At 71.6% G+C, this 12159-nt stretch carries 7 protein-coding genes; 3 read left to right on the top strand and 4 right to left on the bottom strand.

All coding sequences use genetic code 11. The annotated features are described in order from the left end of the window. Window positions 1–174: 174 nt before the first annotated feature. Together OG933_RS43675 and OG933_RS43680 are read left to right on the top strand one after the other, a co-directional pair. On the top strand, window positions 175–4371 hold the full coding sequence (locus OG933_RS43675; RefSeq protein WP_405633056.1) for a CHAT domain-containing protein: 4197 nt from the start codon (window positions 175–177) through the stop codon (window positions 4369–4371). A 228-nt stretch (window positions 4372–4599) separates the two neighbouring features. Next, window positions 4600–4776 carry a hypothetical protein gene (locus OG933_RS43680; protein ID WP_405633058.1) on the top strand — a complete coding sequence of 59 codons (177 nt, stop codon included), beginning with the start codon at window positions 4600–4602 and terminating at the stop codon, window positions 4774–4776. A gap of 36 nt (window positions 4777–4812) precedes the next feature. Here the strand turns inward: OG933_RS43680 and OG933_RS43685 are convergent, their stop codons facing one another. Both OG933_RS43685 and OG933_RS43690 read right to left on the bottom strand, forming a co-directional pair. Continuing rightward, the gene (locus OG933_RS43685; protein WP_362535064.1) at window positions 4813–5574 is read right to left on the bottom strand and encodes an isocitrate lyase/phosphoenolpyruvate mutase family protein; all 762 of its coding nucleotides are present in this window, start codon (window positions 5572–5574) and stop codon (window positions 4813–4815) included. Between the two features lie 1535 nt (window positions 5575–7109). Further along, window positions 7110–8357, bottom strand: a complete 1248-nt coding sequence (locus tag OG933_RS43690) for a helix-turn-helix domain-containing protein (protein WP_405633060.1) — start codon at window positions 8355–8357, stop codon at window positions 7110–7112. 424 nt (window positions 8358–8781) lie between these two features. Between OG933_RS43690 and OG933_RS43695 the strand changes: the two genes are divergently transcribed. Further along, complete coding sequence (locus tag OG933_RS43695; RefSeq protein ID WP_405633063.1) at window positions 8782–9432, top strand: LuxR family transcriptional regulator; 651 nt, start codon at window positions 8782–8784, stop codon at window positions 9430–9432. 453 nt (window positions 9433–9885) lie between these two features. Here the strand turns inward: OG933_RS43695 and OG933_RS43700 are convergent, their stop codons facing one another. After that, the gene (locus OG933_RS43700) at window positions 9886–10404 is read right to left on the bottom strand and encodes an RNA polymerase sigma factor (RefSeq protein ID WP_385256534.1); all 519 of its coding nucleotides are present in this window, start codon (window positions 10402–10404) and stop codon (window positions 9886–9888) included. A 53-nt stretch (window positions 10405–10457) separates the two neighbouring features. Continuing rightward, a complete protein-coding gene (locus OG933_RS43705; protein ID WP_405633065.1) occupies window positions 10458–11750 on the bottom strand; it encodes a phthiocerol/phthiodiolone dimycocerosyl transferase family protein in 1293 nt (430 codons plus the stop codon). Between the last annotated feature and the right edge of the window lie 409 nt (window positions 11751–12159).

Consider the following 12159-nt stretch of genomic DNA (forward strand, 5'->3'; position numbering starts at 1 on the left):
GGGAGCCACCCCACAAGGATCACCTGTATCTCGGCGACCGGCGTGGAGAATAATTCGAACAATTCTTCCCCCCTGCCATCCGTATTCGCGTTCGTCGCTTTCGCGCTGGACCTCGAGGGCACAAGGGGAGAGGACGCAAAGGGAACGGTTTACGTCACAGCCTTCGAAGACATCGTGGAGTCCTATACCGAGGATCCGCATGGACCCCTGGGGCATCTGCTGCGCGGGGTGGCCACGGAGTCCGCCCTCACCGAGCTGTCTCCCGTGCAGCGCATCGCGGTGCTGTTGTCGGTGGCGAACGTGCTCGCCGGACACCAGGTCCATGTGGCCGACGCCAGGTCCGCGGCGGAACACGCCCTTGTCGAAGCCCGGTCGGCGAGCCGGGCCGGTGACGGGCTGCTCACCGAGGCGCTCGTACGGGCAGGCCGACTGATCTCGTGTCTGACCCTCGACGCGGCGGACCGCGACCGCGGGTTCGGTCTGCTCGACGAGGCCGCCGCTTCGGCCGGCCCCGAGCTGCTGACACGGATCGCCCACGCACGCGGACTCGCCTACCTGATCTCGCACTCCGAAGGCGGCGGGATCCAGGATGTGGAGCGGTCCCTGTCCGCGTACCGGTCGGCGCCGGCCAAGACGCCGGCGCACTCCCCGCATTGGCTGGAGTGGCGCGTGGGCCTGGCCATGGCACTCGTCCAGCGCTACCGGAGCCTGCATGAGTGGGAGAACCTCACCGAGGCTGTCGACGTCCTCGGTACGGCCCTGGCCGAGGATCCGGAGGGCGAGTCCCAGGTGGGCGCGTGCTACGACCTCGTACTCGACGCGCTCGACGCGCTTCTCGGCCGCGTCGTCGGCGGGCAGGAGCTGGACCGGGCGGTCGGCCTGGCCGAGGCCCTGTCGTCCGGTCCGGCCGCGGCGGCCGTCCCCGGGCTTCGCGACCACGCCCTGTTCACGCTCGCTTGCCTGCTCGACCGTCGCTGGCAACTGGCCCAGGAGCCGACCGACCTCCGACGCGCCCTGGACCTTCTGACCGCCCTGCGGGACGCGGCCTCCCCGGAAGCGCCCGCATCGGCGGAAGTCCTCGCCGCGCTGGCCATGGTCATGTTCCGGTACGGCGAACGGCCCGGTGAAGGCGAGCGGATCGACCAGGCGCTGCTCCTCGTCGACGAGGCACTCACCCGGGTACCGGAGGACTCCGCCCAGGGCGCGATCTGCCTGCAGGACCGGGCCGTGCTGCTGACCGCCAGAGCGAAGCGGGACGGTGACCCGGCGGACCTGGAGGACGCGTTGACGCTGCTCGAACGGGCCGCGCGTCAGCCTCAGGCCGCGAGCAGCGCCCGGGTGAGCCTGGGCCTCGCCCTGCTGACGTACCATCAGCAGACGCAGGAGCAAGCCCCGTTGGACCGCACGATCGAGGAGCTGGAGGCCGCGGTCACCGCGGCGAACGGGCCCCACGCCTGGATGCGCGCGACGGAAGCCCTGCACCATGTGCTCGCAGTGCGGTACGGCGCGCTGGGCGCGAGCGAGGACCTGGAGCGCATGCGGGCTCTCGCGGAAGAGGCGCGGACGGCCTTCGCGGACTCACCCGGCCTGGACGTCGGTCTCTCCTACCAACTGGCGGGCGCCCTCAACTTCCGTTTCTCGACAACCGGTGACCGTAGCGTCCTGTCCGAGGCGGTCGCCGTCCTCGACGCCCTGCCGGCCTCCGGCGGGGCGGACTCCCAACGGCAGGACCACACCCGGGCGGAGATCGCGGTGGAACTGCGGCACAGCTATCTGGCCGATGGCGACGCCACCCAGCTGTTCAAGGCCATCGCGCTGCTGGAGGACGCGCTGCCCCGGCAACCGGCGCACAGCTTCGCCCGTGCGCAGATCCTGGGGCTGCTGGGACTGTGCCGACGCGACCGCTACATCCACTCCGGCGACGGAGCCGACCTGGACGCGGCGGTCGACGAGTTCACCGAGGCGCTCACCCACCTCACGGAGACGCACGACAAGTACGCGGAGATCGCCACGAATCTCGGCCTTGCCCTGTGGGACCGATACGGCCGGGACGGCCGCCTGCACGACCTCGACCGCGCGATCGACGCACTCGACACCGTCCTGAACGGTCCCACCGGGGGCGGTGAGTACCCCGCCGCCGCTCTCAACACCCTGGGGGTCGCGCTGCGCGACCGCTATCACCTCTCCGCCGACCCGAGGGATCTGCAGCGCTGCGTCGCTGCCCTCGAACGGGCCACCGCCTCCTCCCCGGCCACCGCCCACGCCCTGCTGCCCGGCGTCGTCCTCAACAACTACGGCGCCGCCCTCCTGGACCGCTACGGTGCCACCGGCGACCTCCTGGATCTCACCCGGTCCGCCGACGCGTACGAGGAGTCGGTCGCCACCGCGCCCGCGGGCAGCCCGAACCGGCCGAGGTTCCTGGTCAACCTCGCCGCTGGACTCCTCTTCCGGTACCAGCATCTGTACGACATCCAGGACCTCGACCGGGCGGTACGGCTGCTCGACGAGGCACTCGCGGAGTCGCCCGACGGCTGGGTCAACCGTCCCACGACGCTGATGGCGCAGGCCCGGATGCTGTACACCCGCTATCGGCAACTGGGCCGACGCGCCGATCGCCGCCGCGCGGTGGAGGCGTACCGCACCGGCTGCACCGCCGGGCTGGCCACACAGCCAGGGCCCGCACTGGTCACGGCCGCGGCGTGGGCGGAGTGGGCCTTCGAGGAGGGTGTCTGGTCCGAGGCCGCGGAGGCGTGCGGCCTCGCCTTCCAGGCCATGGCCGGACTCTTCGAGGCGCAGTTCGGCAGGGGGCACAAAGAGCGCTGGCTGCGCGCGGCCCAGGGTTTCCCGGCCCGGGCCGCCTATGCCCTGGCCCAGGAGGGCGCGCCGCGGGACGCGGTCGTCGCACTGGAACGCGGTCGTGCGCTCCAGTTGAGCGAGGTGCTGGAGCGGGACCGGGCCCATCTCGACGATCTGATCGAGGACGGGCACGGGGACAGCGTGCGTCGCTATCAGCGGGCCAACAGAGAGTGGGCCGAACAGATCAACACCTGGGAAGCCGGCCAGGGACTCACCCCCGAGCCCTCGGGCGTGGCCCGGTCCGCCGGCGCGGCCGACGGGGACCGGCTGCGCGCGGCCCGACAGGAACTCGACGCCGCCATCGCGGAAATCCGCCGGGTCAAGGGCGACTTCCTGAGGGCACCCGGATTCGACGACATCGCCGCCGCCTGTTCCGTGCCGCTCGTCTATCTGGCGGCCACCGGCGCGGGTGGCGTGGCGTTGGTCGTGACCGCGGGCGGCGAGTCGGTGCGGACCGTGTGGCTGCCCGAGCTGACCGAGGGCGCCGTGACGCTCCGGGTTCAGGATCTGCGCGAGGCGCACGACGGGCGGGGGCGGGAACCGGGGGTGTGGCTCGGCACCCTGGACGCCGTCACCGCCTGGCTGTGGAACGCCGTGATGGGACCCGTCCTGGAGTGCCTGGGCACCGGAACGAGCGCGGTGCTCGTGCCGTCCGGGCTGATCGGTCTGCTGCCGCTGCATGCCGCGTGGACGCCCGACGCCTCACGTCCGACGGCGCGCCGTTACGCGATGGACGAGTGTGTGCTCAGCTACACGCCGAACGCCCGCAGCCTGCGCACCGCCCAGGAGATTGCCGACCGGGTGCCCTTCGGCTCGCTGCTCACGCTCCACGACCCCTTGCCCAGCCGGCACGAGCCCCTCTCCTTCGCCGCCTGCGAAGTGGCCGCGGCGCGCGCCCACTTCGCCTCCTCGCACGGGCTGTGCCATGAGGCCGCCGATGTCCAGGCCGTCAAGGACGCGTTGGGCCGTCACCAGGTGCACCACTTCGCCTGCCATGGCGTCGTCAATCTCAGTGAACCCCTGCTCAGCGCCGTCCTCCTCGCCGACGACCAACCGCTCCTGCTGGGCGACCTGCTTCGGATGCGGCTGACGCGCGACGGTTCGGGCGGGGTACGGCTGGTGATCCTGTCCAGTTGCGAGAGCCAGGTGCCGGGGCTGGTCCTGCCCGACGAGACCGTGAGCCTGCCGACCGGTCTGCTTCAGGCGGGAGTCGCCGGGATCACGGCCACCCAGTGGGCGGTGCAGGGGCTGGCCTCCTGTCTGCTGACGACCCGTTTCCACCAGGAGCTCCAGCGGCCCGACGCCACTCCCGCGGCGGCCCTGCGGGCGGCGCAGCAGTGGGTCAGGGACACCACGAACGAGGAGAAGGCGGCCGAACTCCAGAACGCCGCGGGCACCCGTCTGCCCCGCGACGCCGTACGTCCCCTGTGGCGGGCACTGGTCCGCAGAGCGCCGCACGAGCGGTCTTTCGCCCACATTTGCGACTGGGCGCCGTTCTCCCACGTCGGCGTGTGAGCCACGCCGTTCCGGGGAGCTGCGCGCGCGAGCGTTGAGCCACCGTCGCCGGGTCGGCGGGGGCCGTACTTGATTTCCACCAGGAGCTCCAGCGGCCCGACGCCACGCGACGACCCGCCCGAAGCCCGGCCGTCACCTGGTGGCCGTGAACCGGCCGAGGCCTTCGCGGCCACGCGGCCTGTGTCGAAGCCCCGACGGGATCGGTACGTCACTGAGGTCGCCCTCCCCGTGACGGGCACGTGGAAGAACCCCGGTGCGGAGTGTGCGCTGGCGGACACCAGCCTCATCGCCCCGAAGGCCGGGCGGCCGCTGCTGTCCGTCGAGGCCGACGACTGCACCGAGGAAGCCCCGGTCGGCGCAGCCGAGTTCGACAAGCACACGCGTCACTTCCCCCGTGAGGTGTAGGACGCCGACGGCCGGCCCCGTCGCTCGATCAGCTGCTCAGGGCTTCCACGAGCCGAGCACGTCCTTCATCGCATCCGTCATCGCGAACTGCAGCAGTGGGCCGTAGGTGATCCGGCCGACGCCCAGGCGGCGGAAGCGCTCAAGATCGTGCCTGACGGGATGGGCCGTGGAGTTCACGGGAACGGCGATGGCGCCAGTCACCGCCGCGAGCAGGTCGTCGTCGTCCTGAATACCCACCGGGTAGACGCTGTCGGCACCGGCCTGCTCCAGGGCTCGCAGTCGCTCGATCGCCTCGTCGAGGACGCCGGAAGCGTCCTTCGCGTGCAGGAAGAGGTCGGTGCGCCCGTTCACCCAGACCGGAACTCCGGCGTCGTCAGCCGCCGCGCGCAGGCCGGCGATGTAGCTCGCGTGCTCCTGTGTGCTGCGCATGCGGCCGCCGTCCGAGTGGACGGTGTCCTCGATGTTGAGACCGGCGCCGCCGACCTCGATGAGCCCAGCGATGAGATCCGCGGGCTTCTGTCCGTATCCGGCCTCCAGGTCCACGGACACGGGGACGTCGACCGCCGCGATGATCGGCCTGACGGCGGTGAGCACTTCCTCGAAGGTCTGCCCCTCGTGGTCGTCGGCTCCCCGGGAGTCGGCGAGCGGATGACTGCCGACCGTCAGCGCGGGGAACCCGACGGCGGCTGCGGTCCGCGCGGACCAGACGTCCCAGACGGTCGGCAGCACGAGCGGCTTGTACTCGGAGTGCAGCTGCTTGAGGCGTTGAGCGCGTTCAACAGTGGTGCGAGAGTCCATGTCACGGACGCTACACCTGGATGCCACGAATAACGTGCCGGAGGGGCGCCGCCCGGTGACGGAAAGGTGCAGCCCGGTTCCTTTCTGGGTTGCTGACGTGGACAGGGGGCGGGGCGATCTCAGAGATGCCGCATCCGGCTCCGAACACGACCGGCTCCATCTTTCAGCCGTTGATCCTGTGACTGAGGGCGGTCTCGCCAGTGGCTTCGCCGAGCTGCCGTGCCCTCTCCTCGATGATCAGGTCGGCGGTTCTCATACAGAGAGGGATCACTGCAAGGCCGCGGGGCATGGCTGGAGTTGTTCGCGTACCGCCTTTTGCAAGGGGTTCTGCGCGGCCCACTACCAGCAGAGGGAGCGCGGAAGAGTGTTGCGCCCGGTAAGGGAGAGAGCGGACTCGTATCGGCGAAAGATCTGTGAGTTCGAGGGGGCGGCAAGGAGACGAAAGCCCTGGGGCTCTGCCCTGGACACTACCGTCAGCGGCAGCTCGGCAAGACACTTACCTCGTTGCGGGTGGTTGAGCGGAAGTCGTGCCGTGTCGACTTCTGCATACGGACCGAGTCCGCGAAGGGGTACTGCGCCGCGCATTAAGACCAACGACCACCCGAGCAAGCCCGGTCCGTCTTCGGTGACGGTGCGGGCTTGCGTGCGGTGATGGCGCAGGAACAGGAGTACCTCGGCCACGATCAATGGGCAGATCTGGTCGTCTCTGTCTCTGCTGTTCGACGCATGTTGATCGACATGATGCACTTTGTTCGTAGCGCTCTCGCACCTTCTCCCCGTCGCGCAGGGCGCGGCGCGCGGCGAAGTGCCTCCAGCGCGGGACGGACCCCACGCCCTGCTGGGCTGCCACCAACTCGGCGCTGACCGCGTCCACGGCGCCGGCGTAGGCGAGAGCGGCCTCGACCCAACGACGGCAGGTCTCCGGCGTGCACGAGGCGAGGTCTCCGGCATTGTCATGCGGTCGCCAGGTCTCAACCAGGAAGAAGGGGGCCGGACCGGTCCCGTCGAGCAGACTGTCGGGCCAGTGCCGGTGGACGCGGACCTTGTGGTCGCGTGGGCGCACCGATTCCTGGTCCTGCTGCCGGGGCATGGACGGCGTGTAGTGGGCAGGATGCGGCAGTGCCAAGTGGCTCATCGGCTCACCCCCGTGATTCCGTCTCTCCAGGGTGCCCGCAGCACCGTCGCCGAGGCAATGCCCCCACGCTCCCCGGCTGTGGCACGCCACGGCCGGATCGCGTTCCGAAAGACCCTCTGACCGGGGCCTCCACCACCGACATCACGACATCGGTGCCGATGCCACAGCGTCCCCGTCCGGCTCCAGGCTGACCGCACCGTCCGCCGCCCTTGGCCACGTCATTCCGGTGAGTGCACGACGCACTCGGGCGACACCGATCCGTCCCTGGTTGAGCCTGCAGTAGAGGGCCCCCTGGCCGCGGCGGGGGCGCCCGCCGCCCACGCCTGGCGTGCCGGAGCGGACCCGCCACCCGCCACCCGGGGACCACGGACTCGCCGTCCTCAGACCGGAGGGGCGGCGTCTAGCGCACGGCGCCTCCGACGCCCGGGGCGCGTACGTCGGCCAGTGTGGTGGCCAGGGACCGCCAGACGTGGGTGGCCAGATCGAGGTTGTGGGCGTCCGTCGCCTGCTGCCCGAGGCGGCGCAGGGCCGCGACGCCCTGGTCGACCCGGCCCTCCAGGATCATCAGACGGCCCTCCAGGACCGCCAGCCGTACCCGGTCCCCGTGCGGCAGCCGGAGTTCGCCGTCCGGCGGCAGCGCGCCGCACAGCGTCCGGGCGTCGTCCAACCGGCCCTGGTGGAAGGCGAGATGGGCCCGCAGAGCGCGTACCTCCTGCAACTGGATCGGGGTGCCGATGAGTCCGAGGACCACGTCGGCCTCGCCGAGCCACCGCTCCGCCGCCGCCACGCACGGCGGTGACATCTGGAGCGCGGCGGCCGTCGCCGCCGTACGCAGCCGGGTCCACAGGATCAGGTCGTCGCCGCCCCGGAGCAGTGCCAGCGCCCCCTCCAGCCGGGACCGGGCGGTCCGGTGGTCGCCCCGCCGATCGGCGACCACCGAGGCGGTCCACAAGGCTTCGGCGGCCGGCTGGGGAGCGGCCGTGGGCAGCAACTCGCTCTCCAGCTCACGTACATGGCGCTCGGCCGCTTCCAGCCGGCCGAGCCCGGTCTCGACGGCGATCAGCACCGTCTGGGCGGCCATGACGTCGGCGGCCGGCAGCCGCTCGGCGCGCGCGACAGCGAGCGCGGTGACGGCGGCCGGTTCCGCCGCCCGTGCCTTGCCCAGGGCGTACAGACAGCGCGCGTACTGCACATGGGACCGCACCCGGAGGTCGGGTGCCGCGATCAGTTCGCTCAGTTCGATCAGCTCGCGCAGATGACCGCGCTCCTGCTCGAAGTCTCCCTGCCCACCGCTGATCCGGCCGAGCAGCCACAGCGCCTGCCAGCGGCCGACGGGGTCGTCGTGCTCGTCGTCGCGCACCGCCTGGAGGAGGGCGGTGGCGCTGTCCGTGCCCGGCGGTGCCGAGGTCGCGGCGGCGAGCGCGCGGCTCAGGCAACCGCCCGCCCGCGGCTCGGTCAACGCGGTGACGTCCACGCCGAGTTGCTGTGCCAGATAGCTGACGGTCCGTCCGGTGGGCCGGCGTTCGCCCGACTCCAGACGGGAGAGGTATCCGGTGGACATGCCCTCACCGACGACCGCAGCCTGGCTCAAGCCCCGCTCGAGCCTGAGCTTCCTCAGCTGCCGGCCGAAGTGCGGCTGCTCAAGCATTTCGCCCTCTGATCCCCTGAGGTCCTTTTGAGTCTTCTGATCGCCCCGTGTTTTCGAGGCCACGTCCGGAAGTTGCCCATACTTTAGGGAGGCTTGGCAATGGGGGCAACATGGTTGCGCACCCGAGGTTTCTCCTGTCATTTGCCATGGCTCCCTGCATACCGAGTTTCGGAACGACCGGGCGGAGGATGCTGTTTGGCTGAAATTGCCCCATGGCCAAAAGAGTTGGCAATGGGCGCGCCCGGCTAGGCAAACACTTGCCAGGCGGGTTGTCCGGCCATAGCCTCCGAGTTGCCGACCTGATGTGATATCGCCCCAACCCGGTGGCGGCCGCGCGAAAGTGACGCGCGGACAACGTTGTCTCGCGGGGTTGCCGGAAAGGGCGGGGTGCATCGAAACCCCCATGTACAGAGGGAAAGACGGTATGTCCGTGGTGACCACAAGCATCACCGCCTCATCCACCACCGTCGTCAAGGCGGGCGCCGGCGTGAACCGCCGCCGCACCTACACGGCCCATGTATGTCCGAAGGGCATGACCATCACGGCCGCGGAAGCCGATTTCGCGGCACAGTTCGGGGCGAGCCCCGGCGGGATATGCGACCGCACGCTGAGCGATCTGCTCCGGGCAGGCACGCCCGAGTTGCTGCGTCATCGTTTCACCGACCTTTCCGAGGGCCGCACGAACTGGTTCACCGAGCGGGTGGCCGGCCGGCACGACAGCGGCCGTGTCTTCGCCGCCGACCTGACGGCGATAGCGGTCACCGGCGCGACCGGGCCGGCCGGACTGGTCCTCCTGCTGAGCCCCCTGAGGGCGGCGGGCGAGCCGTACCCCCGCGAACTGACGCTCAGCGAACTCGACGTGCAGGTCCTGGAGGGCGTGGCGGGTGGTGCGTCGACCGTGCAGCTGGCCGGCCGCCTGTACCTGAGCCGTCAGGGCGTCGAGTACCGCGTGCGCCTGCTGCTGCGCCGTTTCGACGCTCCCAACCGGCCCGCCCTGGTGGCCCGCGCCCACGCGCTCGGGCTGTTCGCGCCGGGCCAGTGGCCCCCACGGGTACTGCCGGAGCTCATCGAGTAACGGGCGCGACGGGGGACACACGGCGGGCGGTGGCCGTCGGCGGGACGATCCCGCCGACGGCCACCGTCGCGTCCGTCCCGGGGCCCCGGCGGGCACCGTGCGCCCGTCGGGGCGCGAGGTGCGGTGCGTGCTCCGTCGGGCACCTGCTCGAAGCACTCGGGGGAGTGCCGGCCGGCCATCCTCGTGCGGCGTGCAACCGGGCTCCGGGCGGAAGCGGAGTACGGGCGTGCCAGGCGGCGCGACGGGACGCCCGCGGCCCGCCGGGGGTCCAGGGCCTTTCTCCCCGGTCCCGCCGCGGGGCGCGGCGTCGGCAGGCGCCTCCGCCGCGTCGCCGTCACGCCCGGACACTCCGCGCGGACCGGCTCCTCCGCCGCGCGTCCGCGCGCGGCGGATTTCGCTCGGGCCGGCCGCAAGGCACTGCCTCCGGGCGCGGCGGGATCCACAGGACGGGCCTCAAGCCGCCGAGGGCTGCCAGGCCTCCCGGAAGCGCAGTCGGGCGCGGTGCAGCCGGGACCGTACGGTGCCCACCGGCAGTGACAGGACACGTGCCATCTCCTCCTCGTTGAGGCCGTAGGCGCGCAGGGTGAGGACCTGCCGGTGGGACATGGACAGCCGGTCCAGCACATCGCTGATGTGCACGGCGTCCAGCGGGTTCGCCTCCTGTCCCGGCTCGACCCGCTGGTACGGCCCCTCCTCACCGGCCCGTTTCACCGTGCGCACGGCCTCGCGGACCGTCACCGAACGCACCCAGCCGTAGAACGCGGTCGGCTCCCGCAGCGTGCGCAGACCCCGGTAGACGGCGAGGAGCGCCTCCTGCGTGGCGTCCGCGCCGTCGTCGTGCGTGATGGACCGGCACAGTCGTGCGACGTACGGGACGATCCCGGTCAGCAGTTGGTTCATGGCCTGTTCGTCGCCCGCCTGGGCGCGCGGCAGCAGCGCCAGGGGCGTGGGGATGTCGCTGACGTTGCTCATGTCGGCGCAGGGCTCCTTACGGTGGCCGGTGAGGTGCGGTGCGGTGGGCCGCCTCAGCCCGCCGCCGTGGGGACGGGCTCGACGGCGGCGGCGCAGGCGTCGAGCACCGCACCGACCCCGTCGCGGAAGGCCCGGACGAACTCCGGGCTGAAACAGGCGGTGAAGTACGGGAACTCGATGGCCAGCCGTCCCTCGAACGAGACGACACAGGCCATCACCGGGCTGCGCCCGGCCGCCGGGAAGTACTGCTCCCGGGCGGGCACCAGCCGGACGTCGGTGGCCTCCAGGCCCTCCGGCAGCCGGGGCCCCGGGACGACGCCCATGTTCGTGGCGATCACCGTCGCCAGTTGCAGCGTGGGGTTGCGCGGGATCTCGGGCGTGATCCGCATCTCGTGGTAGGGGCCGTCGCCCGCGACGAAGTCGCCGAGCCGGGAGTGGACGGTGCGGGCCAGCTCGACCGGGTCCGACTCCGGGGCGACGTCCAGGGCCTGGAGGTGGCTGGTGACGGCGGGCACCATCACCAGGGCGGGCACCGGCGGTGACAGCCGCGAGCGCAGATCGACGGGGGAGAGGCAGCGCAGGGCACGCGGCTCGCCGCCGGGCAGACGTCGGCGCGCCGTCGTGAGCAGGGCCGCGGCGACCAGGGCGTGGACGGTCACGCCCGTCGTACGGGCGGTGCGGCGCAGCCGGCCGGTGCGTTCCTCGTCCAGCGTCAGCCGGCACACCTCGATACGGCCCTCGACGGCGGACGGATCCGTGACGTCGTACGCCACCAGCTCCGCCGGGTGCCGGCGCGCTTCGTCCACGCGCCGTTCCAGGTACGCGGTCGTCGCCGCCTCGTCCACCTCGGGCAGCAACTCGCTCACGGGCACCGCCCAGCCGGGGGTGCCGTCCGCGGCGCCGGGCCGCTCCTCGCCCTCGGCCAGGGCCCGGTAGCGTTCCCAGATCTCGTTGTGCAGGGCGATGCCGCTGTGTCCGTCGACGACGGTGTGGTCCACCGAGAGCACGAACAGGTGGCCGTCTCCCTCGGGCGCGCTCACCAGGACCGCCCGGCTCAGGGGCCCGCCGACGGGCAGCGGCGTGTTCAGCTCCGTGGCGTAGGCGTCCTCGGCGGCGCCGGTCCGGGTGCTCAGCCGGGGGCGCGCGGCCTCGTCCAGCAGGTCCAGCGCGAAGCCCTCGCCGTCCGGCACGATGCGGGTCCGCAGCGCCGGATGCGCCTCGGTGACCGCGTCGAACGCGGCCGACAGCGCCTCGATGTCGAGACGGCCGCGCAGGGTGCAGGAGAGCACCGCTCGGCTTCGCTGCCCGACGTACAGCGTCTCTACCGGACACAACGCACGGCGCATGACCCAGGCCCTCTTTTCGTCCGCTCATTCCCGGAATACCGCGCGCCGACCATCGGTCGGCGCCGCGGATCCGGCTCAACGTCCTTTCGAGAGTGCACGGTCGGGCCGGTGCGAATCCAGCCGATGCGGAGCGCCCGGGTAAAGTCTCGTGTTTTCCCTAAAGTTCGTCGCGGGCGCGGCTATCCCGGAACCCGCGTTCTTTAGGGAAAAACCTGAATTCCGTTCGCGGGGCCGGATCGGGCTTGACCGGATTCGCCCGGCTGCCCCAGCGTGAGGACCTCGTGAACCGGCGGCGGGCCGCGATACGGCCACGTCCCCGGAGCGCGACCGTAAATGCCGGCCCGGTGGGCCGGGGCCGCTTCCCTGTCAGACCGACCGGGCTCTTTCCGGCCGGGCCGTTACGGCTTGC

Origin of the sequence: Streptomyces sp. NBC_00016 (assembly GCF_045040885.1) — a bacterium.
Classification (GTDB): domain Bacteria; phylum Actinomycetota; class Actinomycetes; order Streptomycetales; family Streptomycetaceae; genus Streptomyces; species Streptomyces coriariae.